The sequence below is a fragment of the Streptosporangium sp. OZ121 genome, assembly GCF_051918885.1.
GTDB lineage: Bacteria > Actinomycetota > Actinomycetes > Streptosporangiales > Streptosporangiaceae > Streptosporangium.
The window spans coordinates 368,705-390,595 of record NZ_JBPXMC010000004.1 but is presented as its reverse complement, the minus strand read 5'-3'; the positions used below and the strand labels follow the sequence as shown (position 1 = coordinate 390,595).

The 21,891-nt window shown below is 62.1% G+C and carries 26 protein-coding genes; 18 read left to right on the top strand and 8 right to left on the bottom strand.

What is annotated here, in order from left to right; translation table 11 throughout:
- The first annotated feature begins 1 nt into the window (after position 1).
- From ACTOQ1_RS11830 to ACTOQ1_RS11755, 16 genes are all read left to right on the top strand, one after another.
- Positions 2–871, top strand: coding sequence for a phage major capsid protein (locus ACTOQ1_RS11830; RefSeq protein WP_440066452.1), 870 nt, complete (start codon positions 2–4; stop codon positions 869–871).
- Between the two features lie 93 nt (positions 872–964).
- On the top strand, positions 965–1,501 hold the full coding sequence (locus tag ACTOQ1_RS11825; RefSeq protein WP_440066450.1) for a hypothetical protein: 537 nt from the start codon (positions 965–967) through the stop codon (positions 1,499–1,501).
- Between the two features lie 348 nt (positions 1,502–1,849).
- Positions 1,850–2,155, top strand: a complete 306-nt coding sequence (locus tag ACTOQ1_RS11820; protein ID WP_440066447.1) for a hypothetical protein — start codon at positions 1,850–1,852, stop codon at positions 2,153–2,155.
- A 146-nt stretch (positions 2,156–2,301) separates the two neighbouring features.
- The gene (locus ACTOQ1_RS11815) at positions 2,302–2,550 is read left to right on the top strand and encodes a hypothetical protein (protein WP_440066445.1); all 249 of its coding nucleotides are present in this window, start codon (positions 2,302–2,304) and stop codon (positions 2,548–2,550) included.
- Complete coding sequence (locus ACTOQ1_RS11810) at positions 2,537–3,118, top strand: hypothetical protein (protein WP_440066443.1); 582 nt, start codon at positions 2,537–2,539, stop codon at positions 3,116–3,118. Before ACTOQ1_RS11815 ends, ACTOQ1_RS11810 begins: the two co-directional genes overlap by 14 nt.
- A 27-nt stretch (positions 3,119–3,145) precedes the next feature.
- Entirely contained in the window at positions 3,146–3,436 is a 291-nt protein-coding gene (locus ACTOQ1_RS11805) for a hypothetical protein (protein ID WP_440066441.1), read from the top strand.
- 433 nt (positions 3,437–3,869) lie between these two features.
- Positions 3,870–6,704 carry a phage tail protein gene (locus ACTOQ1_RS11800; RefSeq protein WP_440066439.1) on the top strand — a complete coding sequence of 945 codons (2,835 nt, stop codon included), beginning with the start codon at positions 3,870–3,872 and terminating at the stop codon, positions 6,702–6,704.
- Positions 6,705–6,712: 8 nt separating this feature from the next.
- Positions 6,713–7,660, top strand: a complete 948-nt coding sequence (locus ACTOQ1_RS11795; RefSeq protein ID WP_440066437.1) for a phage tail domain-containing protein — start codon at positions 6,713–6,715, stop codon at positions 7,658–7,660.
- A complete protein-coding gene (locus ACTOQ1_RS11790; RefSeq protein WP_440066436.1) occupies positions 7,653–8,903 on the top strand; it encodes a siphovirus ReqiPepy6 Gp37-like family protein in 1,251 nt (416 codons plus the stop codon). The genes ACTOQ1_RS11795 and ACTOQ1_RS11790 overlap by 8 nt, the downstream gene beginning before the upstream one ends.
- 65 nt (positions 8,904–8,968) lie before the next feature.
- The gene (locus tag ACTOQ1_RS11785) at positions 8,969–10,102 is read left to right on the top strand and encodes a hypothetical protein (RefSeq protein ID WP_440066435.1); all 1,134 of its coding nucleotides are present in this window, start codon (positions 8,969–8,971) and stop codon (positions 10,100–10,102) included.
- Between the two features lie 8 nt (positions 10,103–10,110).
- Entirely contained in the window at positions 10,111–11,211 is a 1,101-nt protein-coding gene (locus ACTOQ1_RS11780) for a hypothetical protein (RefSeq protein WP_440066433.1), read from the top strand.
- Between the two features lie 260 nt (positions 11,212–11,471).
- Entirely contained in the window at positions 11,472–12,182 is a 711-nt protein-coding gene (locus ACTOQ1_RS11775) for a C40 family peptidase (protein ID WP_440066431.1), read from the top strand.
- 79 nt (positions 12,183–12,261) lie between these two features.
- Entirely contained in the window at positions 12,262–12,615 is a 354-nt protein-coding gene (locus ACTOQ1_RS11770; protein WP_440066430.1) for a hypothetical protein, read from the top strand.
- Positions 12,616–13,246: 631 nt separating this feature from the next.
- A complete protein-coding gene (locus tag ACTOQ1_RS11765) occupies positions 13,247–13,936 on the top strand; it encodes a hypothetical protein (protein ID WP_440066428.1) in 690 nt (229 codons plus the stop codon).
- Positions 13,937–13,939: 3 nt separating this feature from the next.
- The gene (locus ACTOQ1_RS11760) at positions 13,940–14,365 is read left to right on the top strand and encodes a hypothetical protein (RefSeq protein WP_440066426.1); all 426 of its coding nucleotides are present in this window, start codon (positions 13,940–13,942) and stop codon (positions 14,363–14,365) included.
- Positions 14,366–14,378: 13 nt separating this feature from the next.
- Entirely contained in the window at positions 14,379–14,642 is a 264-nt protein-coding gene (locus ACTOQ1_RS11755) for a hypothetical protein (RefSeq protein WP_440066425.1), read from the top strand.
- A gap of 232 nt (positions 14,643–14,874) precedes the next feature.
- On the opposite strand, the gene ACTOQ1_RS11750 is transcribed toward ACTOQ1_RS11755, so the two are convergent.
- Positions 14,875–15,345: an ATP-binding protein gene (locus ACTOQ1_RS11750; RefSeq protein WP_440066423.1), complete on the bottom strand. Its 471-nt coding sequence runs from the start codon at positions 15,343–15,345 to the stop codon at positions 14,875–14,877.
- A gap of 230 nt (positions 15,346–15,575) precedes the next feature.
- On the opposite strand from ACTOQ1_RS11750, the gene ACTOQ1_RS11745 reads away from it, so the two are divergent.
- Together ACTOQ1_RS11745 and ACTOQ1_RS11740 are read left to right on the top strand one after the other, a co-directional pair.
- Positions 15,576–16,409 carry a helix-turn-helix domain-containing protein gene (locus ACTOQ1_RS11745; RefSeq protein ID WP_440066421.1) on the top strand — a complete coding sequence of 278 codons (834 nt, stop codon included), beginning with the start codon at positions 15,576–15,578 and terminating at the stop codon, positions 16,407–16,409.
- Positions 16,400–16,609 carry a DUF397 domain-containing protein gene (locus tag ACTOQ1_RS11740; protein WP_440066419.1) on the top strand — a complete coding sequence of 70 codons (210 nt, stop codon included), beginning with the start codon at positions 16,400–16,402 and terminating at the stop codon, positions 16,607–16,609. The genes ACTOQ1_RS11745 and ACTOQ1_RS11740 overlap by 10 nt, the downstream gene beginning before the upstream one ends.
- A 75-nt stretch (positions 16,610–16,684) precedes the next feature.
- On the opposite strand, the gene ACTOQ1_RS11735 is transcribed toward ACTOQ1_RS11740, so the two are convergent.
- From ACTOQ1_RS11735 to thyX, 7 genes are all read right to left on the bottom strand, one after another.
- The gene (locus tag ACTOQ1_RS11735) at positions 16,685–17,440 is read right to left on the bottom strand and encodes a hypothetical protein (RefSeq protein ID WP_440066417.1); all 756 of its coding nucleotides are present in this window, start codon (positions 17,438–17,440) and stop codon (positions 16,685–16,687) included.
- A gap of 118 nt (positions 17,441–17,558) precedes the next feature.
- On the bottom strand, positions 17,559–19,355 hold the full coding sequence (locus ACTOQ1_RS11730) for a hypothetical protein (protein WP_440066415.1): 1,797 nt from the start codon (positions 19,353–19,355) through the stop codon (positions 17,559–17,561).
- A gap of 385 nt (positions 19,356–19,740) precedes the next feature.
- Positions 19,741–20,184 carry a deoxycytidylate deaminase gene (locus tag ACTOQ1_RS11725; protein ID WP_440066413.1) on the bottom strand — a complete coding sequence of 148 codons (444 nt, stop codon included), beginning with the start codon at positions 20,182–20,184 and terminating at the stop codon, positions 19,741–19,743.
- Complete coding sequence (locus ACTOQ1_RS11720; RefSeq protein WP_440066412.1) at positions 20,181–20,420, bottom strand: hypothetical protein; 240 nt, start codon at positions 20,418–20,420, stop codon at positions 20,181–20,183. Before ACTOQ1_RS11720 ends, ACTOQ1_RS11725 begins: the two co-directional genes overlap by 4 nt.
- Positions 20,410–20,853 carry an SLOG family protein gene (locus ACTOQ1_RS11715; protein ID WP_440066411.1) on the bottom strand — a complete coding sequence of 148 codons (444 nt, stop codon included), beginning with the start codon at positions 20,851–20,853 and terminating at the stop codon, positions 20,410–20,412. The genes ACTOQ1_RS11720 and ACTOQ1_RS11715 overlap by 11 nt, the downstream gene beginning before the upstream one ends.
- Before the next feature lie 2 nt (positions 20,854–20,855).
- The gene (locus ACTOQ1_RS11710) at positions 20,856–21,062 is read right to left on the bottom strand and encodes a hypothetical protein (protein WP_440066410.1); all 207 of its coding nucleotides are present in this window, start codon (positions 21,060–21,062) and stop codon (positions 20,856–20,858) included.
- Entirely contained in the window at positions 21,059–21,784 is a 726-nt protein-coding gene (gene thyX, locus ACTOQ1_RS11705) for an FAD-dependent thymidylate synthase (RefSeq protein ID WP_440066408.1), read from the bottom strand. Before thyX ends, ACTOQ1_RS11710 begins: the two co-directional genes overlap by 4 nt.
- Positions 21,785–21,891: the final 107 nt, after the last annotated feature.

Sequence of the window (21,891 nt, the reverse complement as noted above, 5' to 3'; positions counted from 1 at the left end):
TTTGATCCCCCTGGCTATTTTCAATACTGTCGATCGCGCTTCCTACTTCATCCCGGAGATCTGGACCGCTGGCATTTGGCAGGAACTCAAGGCGGCCCTTGTCGTTGGTTCCGGCCTGGTTGTTAACACCGACTATGAGGGCGAGATTCGCGCCGCCGGTGACAAGGTCAAGATCCCGACTGTTCTTGACCCGACCATTGAGGACTACGATCCTGTTGCCGGTTTCGGTGCCACGATCCAGGATATCAAGGGCGCCGACAAGGGCTTTGAGATCGAGGAAAGCAAGGCTTTCCGCTTCAAGGTCGATGACATCGCCAAGGTACAGAGCCTCATTGGCGGCCAGTACATGAGTGAGGGTATGCGCCGGGCCGCGCGCAAGCTGGCCGAGGCGGCTGACGCTTACGTTGCGGGCAAGATTGTTGCCGCCGCGCCGGTCGGTCACAAGGTTGTGGACCTGAGCCTGACGGCTACCCCCGATGTCATTTACACCATGTTCGTTGACGCCAAGGTTGTCCTAGACAAGACGAACACCCCGGCCAATGGCCGGTATGCGATTGTCTCCCCTGAGCTGCACGGGCGCCTCCTGATGGATCCGCGTTTTATCGACGCTTCCCAGTCTGGTAGCACTGAGCCTCTTCGTAACGGCCTGGTCGGTCGTTTCCTTGGCTACGACGTCGTTTCGTGCAACGTGCTTCCGGCGAAGGTTCACCTGATTGCCGGTCACAAGATTGCGACTACGTACGCAGACCAGATCGTCGAGACTGAGGCGTACCGCCCTGAGAAGTGGTTCGCCGACGCCGTGCGTGGGCTTCACGTCTATGGCGCCTCTGTGATGCGGCCGGAACACACCTTCTACGCGCAGACCGTTTAAGCCATTCAGGGGCCGGGCTCTAATGTCCGGCCCCTGTCCTGGTTTGACTGTCTACCCGTTGGAGGGGTGCGAATGCTTGCTACACACGCGGACGTGTCCGCAACGCTAGGCCGCGAAATCGAGGGCGACGAAGTGGCGCGCGTCGATGCCCTGATTACTCAGGTGTCGGCCCTCGTTAAGGCGCATTGCCGCCGGTCCTTTGGCCGCGTCGTTGACGACGTGTACACGGTGCGTGCGCCGAATGACCAGACGCTAGAACTGCCCGGCTCACCGGTCCACCAGGTCGCCCGCGTAACCATCGACGGTACCGACGTGACCGAATTCAAGCGCGTTGGTTCGTCTCTGTGGCGTCGGTGGGGTTGGACGGTGCAGCTGTTCAGCACGGAACCGGCCGAGGTTGAGGTGACGTACACGCATGGGAACGATGACGTTCCCGCCGACGTGAACGCCGTGGTTTGTCAGGAAGTCGTGAGGCTTCTAGATTCCACCCCCGGCCTGGAGTCCGAGACTGTCGGCGACGTGTCGCGCGCCTACTCGGATGCAACCGCTGTGGGCCTTTCTAAGGCCGCTAAGACTGCACTGAATAAGTACCGGTCTAAAGCCGGAACACTGTCTGTGCGTGGATCGTAGAGGCGTACAGCGTGTTTCCTGACACGGTCATTGTCCTTCGCGCTCCGCTTGTCGAAACGGCTTACGGTGTGTCCCGTGATTGGGGTAACGCACGGTCGGCCGGCCGCTACCGTGCGAATATTCAGATCCATTCCCGCGCGGACAAAACTCCGGACAAACAGCCCGACCTGAGTAAGGATCGGGAAACCGTCGCGACCGCGTATCGCGCGTTTCTACGGGGGCCGGTGGACGTGACCACACAGGATCGCATCCGGTGGGCGGGCCGGGATTACGAGATCGTCGGCACTCCGGAACCTCGCCCATTCCCGCCGTCCCTGCGGCACACGGTTCTCACGATTAGGCGCCTTGATGGCTAAGGTTCGCGTGAAGCTAGATGCCGTCGCTATCAAGCGGCTGACGCATCAGCCGGGCATGGCCAAGGCCGCTCTTGTCGCTGCGGAACGCATGCGAAAGCTTGCCGTGGTTCTCGCCCCTAAGCGAGAACCACGAATGATGTATTCGGCGAGCATCACAACCCACCTGGAGATCAAAACCAGTGGGCCGGTTGCGCATGTCTCGGCTGACGTGGACGCAACGAAAATCGAGTTCGGTACCAACGACACTCCCCGTTTCGCCCCGCTACGGCGGGCGCTGCTACTGAGTCGGATCAATTGATCTATGACCCTCTGGCGTTCTCCCTCGCATTCCTTAAGTCACAGCTTCCCGACGTTCTAGCGGCGGGAACCCTGGTAGGCCAACAGCTCCACACTCCCCGACTGATTGTGTCTCTAGTCGGTGGAAGCCAGGTCGTTCGGAACCGCATGGACCTGATTCGCATTGATGTGGACGCGTACGGGCCGGACAAGGAAGCCGCGCTAAGCCTCGCTATGCGTGCGCGTGCGGCGTTCCTCTCCTCTGGCCCCGGCTGGTCTGACGGTGTGGCTGTGTTCTCGGATGTGACTGAGGACCTTATGCCATTCGATAACGAGGAACCGGTGACGCGAGAGCAGCGCTTCACATTCTCGCTGTCCCTGTACGTGTACCTCAGGAGGAAAATTGTCGAACATTAACGCTGACGCCATTCGGTTTGCGCCCCTCGGGCGAATCCTGATGGGCGACCCTAACGCCACTATCCCGACCTTCCCCACCACCTCGGCGGCGTTCGATGACGAGACGCCGATCGTGGGCTTTACCGATCTCGGCTATGCGAGTGAGGAGGGCGTATCCCTTACGCCGTCGCTTACTACGAACTCGGTTTCTGTTTGGCAGTCGGCAACCGCTGCGAAGCTGAACGTCACTGAGGCGGGCCTACAGTTCGGGTTCACGCTTATGCAGTGGGACAAGGACTCTACGGCGCTGTTCTTTAACGCCACGTGGACCAAGGATGAGCCCGACGGGCTAAGCACCCTGATTCTCCCGTCCAACCCCGTTCTACGGGAACGTTCGTTCCTTGTCCTTTGGGGTGACGGTGACGACGTTTCGGCGCTGTTTGTGCCCCGCGCAATGGTCTCTGAGCGCCAGGCGCTCACCGTCGGCAAGGCGAACCCGCAGTCGCTCGGAATGACTGTGACGTCTCTGGACTCTGCGGGAGAGCTGGCGCGTATCGCGACCACCGCCGACATGGTTCCCGCCCCCTAACCCCCCACCGATTGAGGAGAGTTCCACATGAGCAAGCAGACCGGTAAGGCGAAGGCCGCCGCGCTCGCTTCCGAGGTGTCCGGCGCCGCTGGCACCGCCACCTACGACGGCACCGTGTACACGGTTCCGGCCCCCCTCGATTGGCCCCTAGAGGTCATGGACGCCCTAGCGGACGGCCGCCTTACGGTGGCGGCTCAGGCGATCCTCGGTGACGAGCAGTATGCCGAGTTCCGCAGTAAGCCGCGTACGTTCCGCCACCTGTCGGAGCTGCTAGACGCGCTGAGCGCTGCGGCCGGTTTCGACGGTTCGGGAAACTAGTTTGGTTCGCCCGGCTGCTACGTGAGCACCCGTACGCAGTCGAGGCGGACCTACAGAGGTACTACGGCCTAGACCTCGTGGACCTATACCGGGGCGTGTACACGCTCCGGAAGGTATTCGCCTTAGTCTCTGCGCTCCCCCATGACTCCGCATCCAGCCGCGCCTATCACGGCCCTGCTGGCGAGTGGGACACAGACACTCACCTACTGGCATCCGTAGTCGACGAGCTACGCGTTTCCAATTGGCTGTTTCACTCGGCTCACGCCGACGCGGCGGATAGAACCCCGCAGCCTAAGCCACTGTCTAGGCCCGGTTCCCCGGACGTCGAGGAAAAGCCCCGTTTTGTATCCGCGACAGAGCTACGCGGAATTTTGGCGAACCTCGGGAAGGGGTAGACATCGCAAAGACCAAAGTCGGTGAAGCCTATGTAGAGGTGCACCCCGAACTACATAAGGCGTTCGGGAAGAACCTCAAGAAGCAGCTAGAGGCAGAACTAAAGCCGGTAGGCGAGACGGTTGGAAAGGACCTGGGTAAGAACCTGGGTTCTAGCCTCTCGGATTCGTTCTCAGACGCTTTCAGTCAAAAGCTTGCCGCACATGCGACCCTAGTTGCTGGCCAGACCGAAGCGGCCATTACTGAGCACTTCGGCCGGGCTTCCATCTCAGTGGATTCCCTAGCCGATACTATTCGCGACTTTGAGACGCGGCTACGGGAAAGCTTCGATGGCGCGGGCCGTGACACTGAGGGCCTAGGCGACTCTTTCGAGAAAACCGAGACGCGCGGCCGGGGCCACCTCGGGCGCCTGGTTGACACCGTCCAGGGCCTAGGCGCCGCCGCGCTCGCGGTGGGGTCGAAGGTTGCCACCATGGCGGGGGCCGTCGGCAATGCCGCCGGTTCCGTCCTGTCGGCTACGGCATCCTTCGGCGGGTTCGCCCTCAAGGCCACAGCGGTAGCCGGTGCTCTAAGCGCCGTCGGCGCGGCCGGGGCCGTCTCCGTGCAGGGCGTTCTACTGCTGACTGCGGCTCTCGCCCCCGCGTCGGGAATCTTCCTGGCGCTGCCCGGCATGCTCGGCATGGTCGTTGCCGCGTTCACCGTCTTCAAGCTCGCCACGAGCGAAGTCGGCGACGCAATGAAGGCGTCGCTAGAGGGCAACGTTGAGAAGTACGAAAAGATCCTCGGCACGCTCGCACTGAATGCGCGTGCGGTAGCGGTCGAGTTCAACGACGTTGTTGTTCCGGCGCTTAAGAACCTTAAGGCTTCACTAGGTGAGGCGTTCTTCCACCATCTGATCGGCGAGTTTGAAGCCGTCACCCTGGCCGTACGTACGCAGGTTTCCCCCGCACTACTTCAAGTTGCGCACGACCTCGGCGCCGCCGCTAAGGAAGTCACAGGATTCGTTTCTTCGGCTAGTGGCTCGGCGAGTATCGCAAGCGTCTTCCACCAGACCAGCGATGCGATTGAGGACCTTGTACCGGCAATCAAGCCGCTACTACAGGGCTTCGCTGACATCGCCCGTGCTGGCGCGGTTTTCACTACCACGCTAACCCCCGGCCTGGCACAGGCAACGATTCGTTTCGGCGAATTCCTCAGCAAGTCCATGCAGACGGGTCAGGCCGTCCAATGGATGAAAGACGCGGTTGCCGTTATCAAGCAACTCGGCTCCATCCTGGGCGACCTAGGCGGCATCGTTAAGGCCGTCTTTGCCGCACTGAAAACCGCCGGGGGCGACACCCTCGGGGTAGTCGGCGACCTGATTTCCAGGGTTCGGGACTTCCTAGAATCCGGCAAGGGTCAGAGCATTCTCGTCACGATTTTCGAATCGTTGGCGCGAGTCGGCGCCGCACTAATGCCGGTGATCGTTGCCTTGGCCGGTGCGATCCAGCTACTAGCCCCTGAAATCGCGGCCATAGCTGAGGCCGTAGGGCCGATTCTAGCCGCCGCAGTTAAGGCGGTGGCCCCTGCGATCGCTTCCCTTTCAGTCGGCATTCTCGCCATCCTAGAGGGCTTGCGGCCTGTCGTCCCTATAGCGGCTGAGTTCGCGGGAATTCTCGCCGGGGTACTCGTGCAGGCCGTAACGATTCTTTCGCCGATGCTGCCGGTAGTCGCTTCTGCCCTGCTGGCCATTCTTTCGGCCGTCGCTCCGCTAGTCCCCGTTTTGGCTCAGGTAGCGGCGACGCTGCTTAACGAGCTAGCGAAAGCGCTCCAACTGGTCGCGCCTTACCTGCCTGAACTGGTCAAGGCTTTCGGCGATCTCCTGATTGCGCTGCTGCCCCTGGTCGGCCCGATTCTAGAAGTCGTAACCGCTTTGCTACCGCTCATTCCGGTAGCGACGGACATCATTCGACTACTGACGGAACTGGCCAATCTGGTAATGCCGTTGCTGGTTGGCGCGGTCGAACTGGTTGCCGCTTCCATCGCCCATTTCGTTGGGGACGTCAAGAAAAAGTGGGATGAGTTCTACGCCGATAGCAAGCGGCTCATTGACTTGGTCGTTGAAGAATTCGACGGGTTCGCAGAGCTACCCGGCAAGTTCGCCGAGTGGTTCGGCGAAGCTAAGGACACGGCCCTAGCAAGGCTAAGCGAATTCAGTTCGTGGATTCAGGGCCTACCGGGGCGGATCATCGGCTTCCTTTCCAGCCTAGGTTCTACTCTGGCCGCCATGGGCCGGGATTGGATTATCGGCCTGCACAACGGGGCGATCAGCGCGTGGAACGGCTTCATTAGCTGGGTGTCCGGAATCCCTGGCGCTATCGCTCGGAGTATCGGGGACTTCGGGAACCATCTACGAACCGCCGGTTGGAATATGATGATCGGCTTTTGGAACGGCGTGATAGACGCGTGGAACGGGTTTATCAACTGGTGGAACAACGCCGTCAACGGGATCATGGATATCGCCCGGCGGATCCTGGAAATCAACTCCCCATCTCGGGCGTTCATCCGAATCGGTAAGAGCGTCGGCGAAGGTCTGTCGATGGGCGTTAAAGCCACTCAGGGCCTTGTAATGAGCGCGGTTGAAAGCCTGGCCGGTAGCGCCATGGACGCGTGGGGGGCCGTTGATCTGCCCCTAGCTTTCGCTGCTACCGGTGCGCCGACGGGTGTTCTTAATACGCCCGTGACCCCATCGGCCGGCAACTGGTCCGCGGGGCATGAACCCGCAGGTCAGAGCGCTAGCAAGGTCTACAACGTGACCCTCAATGCTGCCCCTGACGTGCCGTCAGAAAAGCAGCTAGTCAACGCGCTGAAGTACTCCGACGCGCTTTATGCCTAGGTGATTGGTTGAGTACCCCGATGTTTGAAGTATGGCCGTCTACAACCGCAGAGTGGATTACGCCGCGCGATGTGGCCGCCAATAGTGGCGCCGCTCCTCGGTACAACTTCACTACTGGTCTAGGCGGCATTCTGATGATGCCGGGGGCTAGAGGGTTGGATGCCCCGCCGTTCCTGCTTCACTATGACGAAATTCCCGCTATCGACGGGGCTTTTGCCCGTCACGTACGCGCACAGTCGAGGGAGATTTTTCTCCCTCTGTACTTGTACGGGGCTGATCGTTCTAGCCTGTTGCAGGTTCGGCGGGAATTCCTCGCCTCGATCAATCCTGCCTTTGGCCCTGGCCGTCTTGTCCTCACTGAGGGGGACGGTTCTAGCCGGTTCATTGATGCTCACTATGTGAGCGGGGCCGAGGGTGACGAAGCCACAGAGGCATCAGGGTTCACGTGGGCTAAGTACGGGGTCATTCTCCGCGCCATGGACCCGTATTGGTATTCGGGCGAGACGGTCGAGCGGACGTTCCGAACGAACGTCACAGACCTTAAGCCGTTCTTTGATACGCCGTTCTTCGGACTGAACATCAACCGCACGTACGCACTGAATCAGTCCATCGTCCTGTCGGTGTCCGGCGACGTCCAGACGTGGCCGGAATGGCAGATCAACGGCCCCGTGTCGGGGGTTCATTTCTCGCGGGAAGACGCCAATGGAGCAGTGCAAGAATTCACGATGGATGTCACCCTGACGTCTACTCAGTCGGCCTACATCGACACCAGGCCGGGGCGGAAACAGGCCGTCCTGTTGGACGGCACGGGTACTAACTTGTGGGACAAGCTAGGCCCCAACCCCAACCTTTGGGGGATTCAGCCGGGGGAAAACACTGTGACTCTGGCCGTCACCGGAACCGGTGCCGGAACTAGCGTCAACCTTACTTACCGGCCGAGGTTCATCAGTGCCTAGATTCCTTGTGGAAGCCCGTGACGGCAACTTTAAAAGGCTCGGCGTCATTGAGCAGTACACCAGTCTTGAAGTGATCGCGCGTTTCTGTGACGTCGGGTCGTGGGTGCTTAAGGTCCCCGGCGACTACCAGGGCGACCTACTTAAGCCCGGCGGCGGCATCGTCGTGTGGGTCGACGGCCTTGACCAGCCGGTCATGTCCGGCCCCGTCTCCAGCATCGTTCACTCATGGGACGCCGACGAACCGGGCGCCGGGGCGTTGACCCTGAGCGGTGTCAGCGACGAACAAATCCTGTTCGGCCGGACCACCTACCCGCAGCCTGGTAACTCGATCTATGAGCAGACCATTGACGCGGCGAGCGGCCAGGCCCCCGTGGGCACGGTCATTGCCGACCTAGTGAACCTCAACGCGGGGCCTGGTGCCCGAGGGAACCGCAGGGTTCCCGGCCTGACGGTCACCCCCTCTACGGCCGGGCGGCCGGTCTACTGGCGTAGCCGGTTCGACAACCTCGGGGCGAAGGCTAACGAGCTGGCCCTAGCTCACGGTGTCGGCTGGCAGATCAAGCAAGGCGCCTCAGGGCAAGTCGTATTCAGCGTGTACACGCCACGGGACCTATCGGGCACGGCGGTTTTCTCCCGCGAAATCGGTAACCTCGCGTCGTTCTCCTACAGCCTGACGGCCCCGGCCGCTACGCGGTTCCTGGCCGCCGCACAGGGCGAAGGTAGGGACAGATACGTAAGGGCGTACATCGAGGACGGGAGCGGCCTACAGGCCGACCCTAACGAAGTGTCCGGAACCTACTCCTTTCCTGAAAATGGCTGGTCGAACTATTGGCCGGAACAGTTCATCGACCGCCGCGATATCCCCGTGGCTTACAACTCTTCGCACGAAGCGATCAACCCGGATACCGGCGAACCGGCGAACCTCTCGGATATCGAGGCGCTAGACGATGCCATTGCGGAAGACGCGCTAGCGGCCCATGGCCGGGCGTCTCTTTCCCTTGGTCCGTTGGACATGCCTAAGTTGCGGTTCGGTCAGCATTACCGGCTAGGCGACACGGTGACCGCAGTCATTAACGGCGTAACGGTTACCGACATCCTTCGGGAAGTCCGGCTCTCCGACGGCGAAGAGGGGGCAAAGGTCGTCCCGATCGTGGGGAGTTCCTTTGCTTCGGAAACCCCGCTTATCTACCGCGAGCTAAAGCGGGTCTGGAATTCTCTCAGGAAGTTGGAGGCACGGCGCTAGTGGCAGAGCGGAGTTTCCCCTTTGACGGGGGGGCCGGTGCAACGATCACCGAAACTGATTGGTCGATGCTCGCCCAAAACTGGCAAGACAGCGGGGTTGTTGCTGACACCCCTGCGGATACGGCTCTCACGGTAACAACTCTCGGCACGCCGGGCGAGATTTACGTACAGCCGGGGCAGGCCACCGTCAGAGGCTTCCACTACGTCAATGAGTCGCCCCTTTCCCTGACGGTTCCGACGAACGTTGACCCCTCGTATGCGCGCATTGACTTGGTTGTGGTCCGTCTCGACAAGGCCACGAATGCCGTACGCGCTTACCTCAAGACGGGCATTCCCGCGTCGACTCCTGTCCCGCCTACGGTCGATCGGTCGTTTGATTCGACAGAGATTCCACTAGCGCGCGTCACGGTAGCGGCCGGAAGCAACACCGTTCCGACGGGTGCGGGCGCCATTGCGGATGTCCGCGAGTTTGTCGGCAAGCGTGTCCGGATGACGGATGAGCCGGGCACGCTTCCTCTCGGTTCGATCGCCTACCGGCCTAGCGAGGATACGTTTTACGGCGTGGGGTCCGGTGGCGCTACGGCTCTGGGTTCCGGCGGGGGTGGCACTCCAGGCCCCGGCGGGGTCACCATTTGTACCTCAACGACTAGGCCCCCTTCCCCTACCGCCGGACAGTTGATTTACGAGACGAACACTTACCGGCAACTCGTCTGGACTGGTGCGGCCTGGCAGGCTATTTCTTACGCGCCTGCGCTTGTTCGCCGAAGGTATTCCGGCGACCAGTCGGTTGACTTGGCGGCGTCGGCAACGTTCTATGAAGTCAACTTCATCACGGCTGACTATGACATTGTGCCCGCCGGGTCGGGCACTTGGACTAGCAGTTTCAACACCACGTATACGCGTATGCCGCCGGGCACCATAGCCGCAGAATCGTTCTGGCAGGCAACGTTTACTTGCAAGCTTCCTGCCCCGGTTTCCGGGGGCACCTACCAGGTTCAGGTATACGGGGGCACCGCTAACACGTTCACGCAAAGCGTTACGGCTAGCGGAACGAACGCTCTTTACGCCGAGGTTACGGGCATCATGCGTATTCCGTTTAACACGGCACAGGGAACCTATGCGCGCATTGCGCGGATCGGTGGTACGGCCGGGGGCGTGACTATTTCAGACGCGGCACTATCTCTTCACAGGATTGGTTAGGGGGTTGAATGCCTGAGTACAGTTACCCGTTCGACGGCGGGTCGGGGTCGACGATCAATGAAGATCAGTGGTCGCATATGGCTCGCCCCTGGCAAGACAACGGGGTTGAGGCCGTCGGCCCTAGCGCCACCGCTCTTAAGGTGTCGTCACAGGTTGTTCCTCTCACGCTGCTGGTGCAGCCGGGGCACGCCTATGTCGAGGGGTTCCACTACCACCTAGACGAAGTCAAAAGCCTTTCCTTCGCCGAGAACACGAATGCCAACCCCCGCGTTGATCGTGTGGTTTTGCGCCTCGATCGAACGTCCAACACCGTCGGCCTGGCAGTAAAGGCCGGAATTCCTGCGGTGTCGCCTGTCGCCCCCAGTGTCGACGTGTCGTGGAATACCCCTGAGGTTTCACTGGCGACGTTCACCGTTCGTTCCGGGGCGAACACGGTCACCACGGGCGACGTCGTTGATACCCGCCCGTTCAACGGGCGACGTATCCAAGTCTCTGAGAACCTGTCGACGCTTCCGGCCGGTTCGATCGCCTACCGGCCCACCTCTGACACGTGGGGCCTGGTGAAAGCGGGCGGGGCCACCGACGCGATTGCGAGCGCTGCACACCTGGCATTCGTTGAGGGGAAAGTGGACAACGGGGGGCCTGCTCTTGACGCCCATATCGCTAACCCCGACGCGCACCCGCTGTATATGAATGCTGAACGCGGTGACCTCAGGTATTCGCCCAAAGGTCACAAGCACAGTTTCTCAGCGTCCAACTTTTCGTTCTCCCCCGCTTCCGGCTATACCCTGGTTTTCGCGTCGCACAGTGCGCGGGCCGGTATGGCTTCGCTGAGTCTTCACTATGTGCGTCACTCGTCGGCGGGCGCAACGCTCAGCGAAGTAGTCGGAACCATTCCTACCGGGCACAGGCCCCTTGCGCAGACGCTTCTACCCGCCTATGTATTCAGTTCGGACAGGGCCACCGTGACTAAGGCCGGTGCCGTCTCGATTAGTACAGCCGGGGTCATCTCGACCTATGAGACGTACATCGGCCCCAATGAACGAATCATCATTACGGGTGTTTATCTAGTCACCCCCGGCGGGGTGTCCACTTCTACGGAGAGCTAACCCAATGGCCGACGAACCTACGGGCGTAGTCGTTTCCTTCAAAGATATGTACGACGAACTAAGGCGCCTCGTGGAAGGCGTGGGGAAGCTCACGCAGGAACTACAGGAATCACGTAAGACCGACGAGGATCACGAAAAGCGGCTACGGGTCATCGAGCGTTGGATGTATGCACTCCCCATTTCGATCGTTCTAGCGGTCGGCTCAATCGTGGCCCGGTTCATCCCTTAGGAGGGGGGCAGGAGTGTCTACGGCTAACGCCGTGATCAAGATTGCGCGCGGCGAGATCGGCTACCGGGAATCCGGTACGAACCATCAAAAGTATTCCCCGGCCGTTCCCGGCCTGGAGTGGTCACAGAATCAGCCATGGTGCGCAACGTTCATCTCATGGGTTGCCATGAAAGCCAAGGCTTCCGATCTCATCCCTAAGACGGCTTCCTGCCTCGCCGGTGTCGCCTGGTTTAAAGAGCGTGGCCAGTACAACAAAACGCCGAAGGTCGGCAGCATCGTTTACTACGGTGCCAACGGTGGCACTCACGTAGAGATCGTGTCCAAGGTTGGCGCTGTCTACATCACCACGATTGGCGGCAACACCGGGGGTTCCCTAGAGGGCGCCTACCACAATGGTGATGGCGTGTATGAGAAGCAGGTTCTTCGCTGGTCTACCCGTATTCACGGGTACGGGCATCCGGCTTACCGGACCGTCGGCAAGCACGCTAAGCCGCCCGCGTCGGCCAGCTCCCGCGCGCCGAGGTTCCCCGGCCGCGTCTTGAAGCTTCGCCCGGCGTCACTCATGCGGGGCGAAGACGTACGCACCTGGCAGCGACAAATGTTCAGCCGGGGCTACCGGCTGGTGATTGATGGGGTCTACGGCCCCGCGTCCAAGGATGCGTGTACACGCTTTCAGCGCGCCCGGAAGCTCGCCCAAGACGGACAGGTTGGCCCGAAAACGTGGGCTGAAACCTGGTCTTGACCTGCGGGTTCTTCCACGCCGTAAAGGCCGGCGGCCCCCGCGGCTTACAACATGACAACTCAAGAGAGGTTCACTTCCCTTGGCAGGAACGTACCGGCTCACGATCGACCAGGGCACCACGGTTGACCGTGCGCTTCGCTGGCTTAAGCAGGGCATCCCCGTCGACCTGACGGGCTTCACGGCCCGCATGGAAATCAGGGACCGCCCCGGCGGTGTGCTGCTGTATCGACTGTCGACGGCTGACGGAACGCTGTCCGTCGGCGGGGCCGACAACCTCGGAGCGATCGGCATTCACATCCCCGCTGACGTCACCTCGGCGTGGGAGTGGCGATCAGGTGTCTATGACCTAGAGCTGGTCTCCCCCGCCGGGGTCGTAACTCGCCTGCTACAGGGATCCGTGACCGTCTCCCCCGAGGTGACCACGGGTGTTTAGTCCCGACGTCGTGGAGATCACGGCAGAGAGCATCGTTGTAGAGCAGGCCGACGGCTCAGTAACCATTGATGAGTCGTCCGTCGAAACGGTCGAGGTCGGCTACGTCCTGGGGGGCACGCTCATCCCCGGCCCAAAGGGCGACACGGGGCCTGTCGGCCCCGCCGGTCCGGTTGGCCCTGCGGGTGCGCCTGGTGCGAAGGGTGACCTAGGCCCGACCGGTTCTATCGGACCGGCCGGACCGACAGGCCCTGTCGGTCCTGAGGGGCCGAAGGGAGACAAGGGAGACCCCGGAGAGAGCACCGGTATCCCCGGCCCCGAGGGACCGCCCGGCCCGCAGGGAGAGCCCGGCCCGCAGGGTCCGGCCGGTGAGCCCGGCCCGCAGGGGCCGAAGGGTGACACCGGCACGCCCGGCGCGGCCGGGGCCGACGGCGCCGAGGGGCCGCAGGGACCGCAAGGGGCTCAGGGAGAGCCCGGCCCGCAGGGTCCGGCGGGCGCGACCGGTCCGGCCGGTGAGCAGGGGCCGCAGGGTCCGGCAGGCAGTGACGCCGACGTAACCGCCCATGAGGCGGCGGCCAACCCTCACCCGCAATACCTGACTGCGGCCGAGGGGAACGCGGCCTACGAAACTCCGGTGGGAGCGCAGGCTAAAGCCGACGTCGCCGAGACGAATGCCAAGGAATGGGCCGATGGCAGGCTTATTGATGCTCAGGGGTACACGGATTACTGGCACGGCCAGGCCACCGCTTACACCGATGGCAAGATAGCCGATGTCAACGGTTACGCGGATTTCATACTCGGCGAACACGTTGCAGCTGTTGACCCCCACCCCCAGTATCTAACCCCCGCCGAGGGGGGCGCGGCCTATGCCGCCATTGGTCACGATCACGCCGGGGTTTATCAGCCGGTTGGCTCTTATGCTCTGACGTCTCATAACCATGACGCTGCTTATGCGCCTCTGTCGCATACCCATGCGGGCAGTGTGACCCCTGTCTACTCGATTACCGGCAACGTCACTACGGGCGCGGGGACGTTCCGCTTCTACAACGACACGGGCCGCACGCTAGTCATTTCGTCTGTTCGGGCAACGGTCGGTACGGCCCCTACTGGGGCGGCACTGATTGTGGACGTTCACAAGAACGGCACCACCATTTTCACGACCCAATCGACCAGGCCAACGATTACGGTTTCTACGAACACGGCAAAGTCAACGGGTATGGCGGTCACGGCTTGGGCCGACGGCGAATACCTGACGGTTGACGTTGACCAGGTTGGTAGCACCATTTCGGGGGCGAATCTCACCGTTCAAGTTGTGGCGGGATAACCAATGCCAACAATCATTGAGGATTTCGCCGACGCCACATTGAACGTGTCTCTCGCTGGCACGTGGACGCGCACGAGCGGGGTCTACCGTAGCCCCCCGACATCGCACAGTAACAGCTCTTACGCCTACCTGACCCTGCCTGCTGGTGCCCTGACGCTCCAGTTCAAATACTCAGTTTCGTCCGAAACTAACTATGACTTTTTTATGGTGCGCCTAGGGGGAACCGGCGCTGAGCCGGTTCTTGGTGTATCCGGCGAAATCGGGTGGACCACATCCCCGGTCTACAACGTCGCTGGCGTCTCGCAGGTCATTTTCTCGTACGAGAAGGACGGCACGCAGGTAGCGGGTAGCGACTGGGCGCAGATCGACGACATTGTAATAACTACCCCTAACACGGCATTCGCCGGTTGGGGACTACCCATCAAATGAAGGAGAAAATGTAATGGTGCACTCTAACGACTATCGGAAGTCCGCTAACCGGCGTGAGGCCGCGTGGCGTTCCTGGCGCACCCTGCTACAGGGTGTCGCTGGTGTTGCTCTTGTGGCCGGTGCCGACGCGGTAATCAGTTCCGGCTCTACCGACCTAGCCACCGTTGGTAAGGCGTTCGGCGCTGCCGCGTTGGCGGCCGTGCTGGCGTACGCCATGAACCTGGTGAAGGGTGAGCGCACCGACCAGGCCGAGGGTGAGGGCGGGACCGAGTTCTAAGCCCCGTTCGATCACTCTCCGCGCCCGCCGGCCTCAGGCCGCCGCAGGTCAGAGCCCTACGGGCTCACCGCGGTTTGTCACCCTGAGTAATACGCGTCGCCCCTGAGACGCAAGGAAGCCCCCGCTAGACCTCACGGTCTGGCGGGGGCTTTTCGTCGTTGTGGGGGGCGTTGAGGCCCCCGGCAGTAGGCGCGTTAGCTGCCCGGCCAGCGCGCCCGGACGGGAGAGAGGACTACCCGCCGCTACTGCCGGGGGTGTCCGCCATATGCCAGGCGGACGCTTGTGGGGGCACCTCGGGAAGCGCGTGGGGGATGCTCGCCCACACGGTGACCCCTAGGGCCTGGTAGTCGCGCACGCCCCACCAGCCGCCCGTCAAGACGTTGACGAGTAGCAGGCCCCGGCCACGCTCGGCGTCAGGGCCGTTGTCGGCGACGTGCGGTTTGCTGTCCGGTGACCCCGGATCAGTGACCTCTACCAACACGTAGTCGGCCTGGTCTCGCACCTTCACGCCGATCAGGTCGCCGACAGGCCCGCGCGCCGAGTGCTGAATAGCGTTGGTCACCAGTTCGGACACCACCAGCTCTACGCGCTCGATGGTGGGGTGTTCCGGCCCGAGGGCGGTTCGCACCTTTTCTCGGACTCCTGAAACCTCTTCCGGTTTCGGCAGAATGGAGATCTCTAACGGCTTCCCTGTGCCTGTCATTCGGCCACCTTCACCCGCGTCCGTGGGTGCACCTTCCTGCGTTCTACGCCCCATTGACGGGGGTCAACGTGTGTGTCTGACTGTGTCTCACAGTCCCAAACGACCCGCACGGTAGGTAGCGCAACCGGGTTCACATCTCTTCACAGATTCGTTGAAACCGATGCGCAAAAGTGTGAAGTCGGAAAGCATCGGTGTGAACACCGTGTGAAGTCAGAGACAGAAAGGCCGTGATGACGTTCCCCCCTGAGACTCCCCTCAAAGTGTCCCCGCGACATCACTTCGGCCAGGAACTCCGCAGACTTCGCAACGCGGCCCAGATGAGCCAAAAGCAGCTAGCCAGACTCATCCCGTTGGCCACAAGCCAACTCAGCATGATTGAGACGGGCGCCCGCCCGGCGTCGCCAGAGGTGGCGGCAAAGCTTGATGAAGCCCTAGGCACAGGCACAACGCTTGTCGATCTCCTAGAGACTCTGGACCGGGCCGCGTCCCAGGTCCCGAGGTGGTTCCGGCCGTGGGTTGAGTTCGAACAAGAGGCTACGGAACTCCATGTCTGGGAACTGGCCGTGATGCCTGGCCTACTCCAGACCGAGGGGTACGCCCGCGCGCTGATCGGCCGAGACTTCAAGGTCAAGCGGGAGCACATAGACGAGCTGGTCGACGCGCGCATGGAGCGACAGGAAATCCTGCGCCGTGACGAACCTCCAATGTTGTGGATCGTGGTAGATGAGGCGGTTTTGCAACGCCCCATAGGCAGCCCGGAAGTAATGTCTGCCCAGCTCAAACACTTGCTCGACGTCGGCGACCAGCCGAACATTTCCCTCCAAGTCCTCCCGTTCACGGCTCACAGCGTCGCGGGCTTGCTCGGCGCGTTCGCGGTCGCTGAACTCCCCGCCGGGGCGCCCCCCGTGGCCTACGTTGAAAGCCAACCGGCGGGCAACCGGATAACCGAGCGAACCTCCGACGTCCGGGCGTTAGCATTCAGGCACAGCGTGATCCGGTCGGATGCTCTGTCCCGCCGCGAGTCGTTGAACATGATCAAGGAGAGGATCAACCTATGGACCTAAGCCAGGAGTTGTCAGAGGCCCGTTGGGTTAAGTCGTCCCTGTCCGGCAGCGACGGCGGGAACTGTGTGGAGACTGCCGTCCTGTCCGGGGGCCGTCGGGCCGTCCGAGACAGTAAGGACAAGACCGGCCCCGCGCTGGTCTTCACCCGCGACGAGTGGAACGCGTTCGTCGGTGGCGTGAGGCTTGGCGAGTTCGACTAGGTAGCGTGTACACGGCCCCACCACAGCGAAGCCCCCGGCCTACTGGCCGGGGGCTTTGTTGTCTCTGTCGAGGGGTTAGACGGCAACCAGCTCTAGCGCGTCCTGAGTGGCGCCCTGAGCGTCCATCTCAGCCGCCCGCAGGGCACGGGCCTGGTCGAGTGCTTCCCGCCTAGAACGGGCACTCAGGCGCGGGAGAACCGCCTCCAGGTCGGTGCCGGTGACCATGGCCGGGCGGGGGTGCTGGTCGAGGAACGCGACCGCCTTAGCGATGTTGGCCGGGCTCACTCGGACGGTGCCACGCGGCTTCACCCGAACCGGCTCAGGCTCGGGCTCGGGCTCGCTGAACGGGATCACCTCGGGCGCATCTTCGGTAACCGTCTCGTCAGCCGGGAGCGTGTACACGCTCTCTGCCTCTTCCTGCTCGATCGTGCCCGACATGGCCATGTGCAGCAGGACCGCGACACAGAGCGTGGGCACTGCGGCCACGACCAGGACAAGCCACAGAGCGACGTCCAGGGCGCCGAACGCGACTGCTTCGGCCAGGCCGTTGAGAGCGAAGCTCAGGAGGATTCCCGCCGTCATGTTCCGCGCGGCGGCCTTTCTCTGCGCCTTGTACCGAACGGGGGTGGCCGACCAGACGCGGGCCGCCATCATGGCGTAAAGCTCACTGGCGATCGGCAGAGCCGCAGCGAGGTAGGGGTGCCAGCCAATCGCTACCGCGAGGTTCCACTGCCCGATCACATTCGGGGACAGTGCGGCCATGAGGCCGACGGCCACGGCCCAACCCTTTTCGCGCTCGACGCGGGCGGGCAGGATGCTCGTGATGTTCATTGCGTTCCCTTTGTTCGTGCTCTTGCTGACAGAGGGAACGTTATCTGCTATCCGCCGGAATTGCAACTCGGAAGAGAAAGCAGACGGCCCCCGCCGTAGCGGGGGCCTTTGTCTCGTCTTACTGGAGTTCCATCCGGTTACCGGCGGGGCAGAAAGGGAGGCCAATGGCGATCCACTTCTTAGTGGTCCTGGCCTGGTATCCCTCGCACTTGCAGTCATCCGTGACGCACTTCACGAGAATGTGACGGTTGTTCTGCTCTTTCGGGCCGGAAGACGAAGGGCTGTCTTCCCCGTCACCCTCTTCGCCCTCTCCCCCGTCCCCCTCGGGGGCGTCACCCTCGGGCGCGCTCTCATCCTTCGCCTTACGCTTCCGGCGGATGATGGTGAGCTGTCCGTGGGGGTAGGGGCCGAGTTCCTTAGCGATGTCCTCAAGAGCCGCAGCGAGTTCTTCCCCGGCCGTCGTGGCGGTCATCTTGCCCGCGAGACCGATCGCTACGGCGATGGTCTTGAAGCCCTTAGCGTGGCCGCTCTGGCAGTCGTCGATCGCGTGAGCGATTTCGTGAACAAGCGTTTCAAGGACCTGCGACGCAACGCCCATTTCCGGCGACAGGAAAATGTGGTTCACATTGTCGTCAGAGGCGGATCGGCTGGTGCAGACGCCGAGGATTCGCCGGTTCTCGGAACCGCCGCCGCGTGCGGAGTAGCCCACCGACAGGTAGAGCTTTGCGGGGATCTCGTGGCCGATCGCAGCGAACCGGGGGCGAAGCAGGGCGACGGCCCGGTGCAGCCATTCCTCGCGGGTCTCACGGGTGGTGTCGTCGAGGCCGTCGGCCTTGATCTCCTCTTTCACCTCGGGAGCAACCTCGGGGGTGGGTTCGGCGTCGACCAGGCCCCGGCGGTCGGCCAGGCGGACACAGTTCCCGCACGTTCCGGGAAGAAGGGAGACGCCCTCACCGGCGACGCCAGTGGAAGCCGGTCCGGTGACGGCCTTTCCACACAGGGTCTTAGTCGCGTCTTCCGGCCGGGCAATGTGGTTGCTGTGCTTGCTGTGTGCGGTGGTGACGTAAACCCGAATGTTCTCGGCGGTGGCGGTCATGTCGGTTCCCTTCGCTGCGTTCCTGCTGACAAGGGAAACCATAGTGCGTGTACACGCGTCCTGCAACTCGGAAGTGACGGCTTCCGGGGCCGACTGCTCAACCGTGACCGTCTGGAATGCGCGCAACTCGGCGAGAGTCACAGGTGAGGACACGTGCCGGTTCATTCCCTCGGGTGCTTCCACAATCCCGAGAGCGTTCGCTTTCTTGTCGCAGTTACGGCAGGTTGCCCGACTGTCCCCCCTCAGGTACGGGGCAGAGCTGAAAGAGGAGGTCTCCGAAACCGGCCTACGGCAAAGCGTCGCCGAGACGTTCTCAGGGTCAAGGACATGCTTAGAGGTGCCCGTGACCCGCACATAGATGCGAACCCGCGTCGAGGCTTCCCTGTCGTCCGTAAGAGGCTCTGCGGACTCGCACGCCGCAAAGCCCATGGCCGCGTCTTTCTCGTCGGCAAGACAGGTGCAAGCAACAGGGTTGGCAAGGAAAGATTTCTGAATGGCAATCCCTTCCTGCCAGCGCAACGCGGCCAGGTCCGCGTACCTCTGCCGCGTCGAATAGCGATCCGATTCCGCCTTAGCGCTGGAATACCTGAGACCCACTTCAAGCATGACCACGATTCGGCCATAGGCCGGGCAGGAATACGGGGTAGTGAAGAGTTCGCCGGTCGTCGCCCGGAAGGTGTGGGGGTTCTCGGGGTCGTACGTGACCAGGTTGGGGGCTTCGCACGAAGCCATGTCGCCGTGAATGCGGAACGGCATTCCCCACCAAAAGCGGTCGAGGCCGGGAGCGATATCCGGGAAGGTGAAAAGCTTCGACTTCATGGGGGTTCCTTCGCTTTCGTTCCTGCTGACGTGTACACGCTACCTCTACTTCCGAGTTGCAACAACAACCGGCAGGCATGCATCACGCAACGTGACGAACCGCGGTTACCTCCGCAAGCCTCTGACCTGCGGCGGCCTGAGGCCGGCGGGCGCGGAGAGTGACGAAAAAAAGTCCAGGGCACCAACAGAAAAGGCCCCGCCGAAGCAGGGCCTTTCTGGTCTGGCCGTAGCCAGACAGGGGGCCGCCCGGCCGCTTGGCATGTTCGGTCGGGATGCCCTCAGCGAAGGTAACAGAAAAGGCCCCGCCGAAGCGGGGCCTTTCTGGTGTGGGTTTAGTGTCAGCAAGAACCCAACCCCGAAGGGTGAAGGGAACCCCACACACCCCTCAGCGTAGCAGCACTTCAACCTGAGGCATTGCAGGTCCGCCGGGGTAAACGACTCGCGCGACACCGGCCGCGCGCATGCGCTCTGTGCAGTCGTCACAGGGCCATGAGGTGACGTACATCGTTGCCCCTCGGGGGCTATGTCTGGGGTACCTGAGGGCGTTGTGTTTGAGGGCGTTGTGTTCGGCGTGCACGGCGATGCACCGGCCGGGGCCGGGGCCGTACGGGCTTCCGGGGGGAACGTCAGAGAACGCTCGCGGGCAGGCACCCTCTAGGCATCCGGGCATCTTCGGCGCGTCCGTGCCGTTGTACCCGGTGCCGATGATCTGGTGGTGAGGGTTGACCAGGACGGCGCCCACCTGGCGCCGAGAGCAGTCGGCCCGCGCACTCACGGCCTGAGCTATGCCGAGGAAGTACGCGGGCCACGCGGGGCGAACAGAGGTCACGAGACCAGCCGGTAAATCATGCCGTGGTAGCCCTCACCGTTCAGGACGTCCACCAGGATTGCCCGGCGGCGAGTGGGGATGTGCTTAGTAGCCTTGGCCAGAGAGTTGAGGCTGTGACCGGGGTAGAGGTGAATGCCGTACTCGGTACGCCCGTCGGGATAGACGTTCTTGTCCACCATGTAATCGTCCTCTTCGTGAATGATGAACTCTTTCACGCCATCAGCGTTACGCAGCATTCGCGGCATTGTCGGCCTCTTCCTCAGTTGCGTTTTCGTCGACCAGGGAAAGCACGTGTTCCTGACAGGGGATGCCCGCGTCTTCGGCGAGCTTGATGGTTCCCGACGTGCCAGAGCTGTTGTTCAGGTTGAACGCGATCATCCGATCAGCACCGGCGTTAACCATGCGCTGATTGCGCATCGGTCCGGCCGCCCGGCCGTGCGTCTCCCAGTCAGCCGCGTAGACGTGCTCGACCACGGCCCGGTCAAGGTCCTGAGCGGACAGGTAAGCCCATGCTGCGGCCATGGCGTCGGCCCCCGTGGGGCACCCGCCGTGGACGACTTCCAGGGGCAGCAGGCCCCGGCGTTCTGCGTCCCTGTAAGCCGCGTCCAGCGCCGTACACACGGTCATCAGGTCCGGCCAGTCACGAGAACCCGTAACGATGACTCTCACGCTTAGCCGCCCATCTCGTTTGTCTCGATCTCCACCAGGTCATCAATCAGCTCAGAGAGCTTGCCGAGGGGCATCGCTTCGATACTGGTTGAGGTGAATGTGGGGCCGTTCGTGTTCGTGAAGCGGAACACGATGACTTTCTCCCCCGCCGTCCTGGTCTGAATTTCTGCCGTCACCTTTTCGGAAACGACGCCGAGGTGCCGGTTCATGCGACGGCCTTAAGCGTGATGCCGGTTCCGTCCGGCTCATCGTCGGGGAAGTCCTGGTAGGTGTTCGGGGCGAAATTCTTGAGGTGGCGAAGAACGTGACCGGCGAACTCGGCGATCTCGTCGGAAGCCCGGTAATGCTTGCGCTTGCCGATGAACTCCCGCCATGCCCGGTGATTCGCGGTGAGAACGAGGCGGGTTTCCTGGGAATTGGGCAGAACCGCTCTTGCCGCGTCGCGGGCCTCCTTACGAGTCAGGCCCGCATTCTGGAGACGTTCGACGATTTGCGCGTAAACGTTCATGGCGTCGTTGTAGAAGTCGCGGAGAAGGATCTCCGTACCGGGAGCATTCTGGAGGGCTTCCGGGATGACGGGCTCACTGCGGTTCGCTTCGTTGACGTACCTCTGTGAAAGCTGCGACGGGCTAACGTGCCTGTGCCGGATCATCTGGTGCGAGAACGAACGGCTAACGCCGGTCACGTAGAACGTGACGGTTCCGTGTTCGTAGATTGAGAAATCCTGATTCTCGATCACGTGGCCGAGGTAGTCGCGGTTTGCTCGCGTCGCCGGGTTCGGCCGGTCCCATGACTGGTAGCAGGACCTACCGGCGAACTCCGCGAGACAATCAGCGTCGCTCTCCATAAAGTCGGGCGACCATTTAAAGTCGGTAGCCTTTTCCGCCTCGTAGCGGAAAAGCAGGGTTGCCGCAATCGGGGTTACTTCCACGGTGCTCCTTAACGTGATGGGGGAAAGAAAAAGGGGGCGACTGGTGGGGGCGCCGCCCCCTTTCCTTCTGAGTGCAACATTAGTCCGTTTTGGCCTTTGTTGCAACT

What these genes read in the sequence shown, in the direction of transcription:
- ACTOQ1_RS11820 (WP_440066447.1), top strand. Translation starts at nt 1,850, where the DNA reads ATGGCTAAGGTTCGCGTGAAGCTAGATGCCGTCGCTATCAAGCGGCTG.
- ACTOQ1_RS11815 (WP_440066445.1), top strand. Translation starts at nt 2,302, where the DNA reads ATGGACCTGATTCGCATTGATGTGGACGCGTACGGGCCGGACAAGGAA.
- ACTOQ1_RS11805 (WP_440066441.1), top strand. Translation starts at nt 3,146, where the DNA reads ATGAGCAAGCAGACCGGTAAGGCGAAGGCCGCCGCGCTCGCTTCCGAG.
- ACTOQ1_RS11785 (WP_440066435.1), top strand. Translation starts at nt 8,969, where the DNA reads ATGCTCGCCCAAAACTGGCAAGACAGCGGGGTTGTTGCTGACACCCCT.
- ACTOQ1_RS11780 (WP_440066433.1), top strand. Translation starts at nt 10,111, where the DNA reads ATGCCTGAGTACAGTTACCCGTTCGACGGCGGGTCGGGGTCGACGATC.
- ACTOQ1_RS11760 (WP_440066426.1), top strand. Translation starts at nt 13,940, where the DNA reads ATGCCAACAATCATTGAGGATTTCGCCGACGCCACATTGAACGTGTCT.
- ACTOQ1_RS11755 (WP_440066425.1), top strand. Translation starts at nt 14,379, where the DNA reads ATGGTGCACTCTAACGACTATCGGAAGTCCGCTAACCGGCGTGAGGCC.
- ACTOQ1_RS11750 (WP_440066423.1), bottom strand. Translation starts at nt 15,345, where the DNA reads ATGACAGGCACAGGGAAGCCGTTAGAGATCTCCATTCTGCCGAAACCG.
- ACTOQ1_RS11745 (WP_440066421.1), top strand. Translation starts at nt 15,576, where the DNA reads ATGACGTTCCCCCCTGAGACTCCCCTCAAAGTGTCCCCGCGACATCAC.
- ACTOQ1_RS11740 (WP_440066419.1), top strand. Translation starts at nt 16,400, where the DNA reads ATGGACCTAAGCCAGGAGTTGTCAGAGGCCCGTTGGGTTAAGTCGTCC.
- ACTOQ1_RS11735 (WP_440066417.1), bottom strand. Translation starts at nt 17,440, where the DNA reads ATGAACATCACGAGCATCCTGCCCGCCCGCGTCGAGCGCGAAAAGGGT.
- ACTOQ1_RS11730 (WP_440066415.1), bottom strand. Translation starts at nt 19,355, where the DNA reads ATGAAGTCGAAGCTTTTCACCTTCCCGGATATCGCTCCCGGCCTCGAC.
- ACTOQ1_RS11720 (WP_440066412.1), bottom strand. Translation starts at nt 20,420, where the DNA reads ATGCTGCGTAACGCTGATGGCGTGAAAGAGTTCATCATTCACGAAGAG.
- ACTOQ1_RS11710 (WP_440066410.1), bottom strand. Translation starts at nt 21,062, where the DNA reads ATGAACCGGCACCTCGGCGTCGTTTCCGAAAAGGTGACGGCAGAAATT.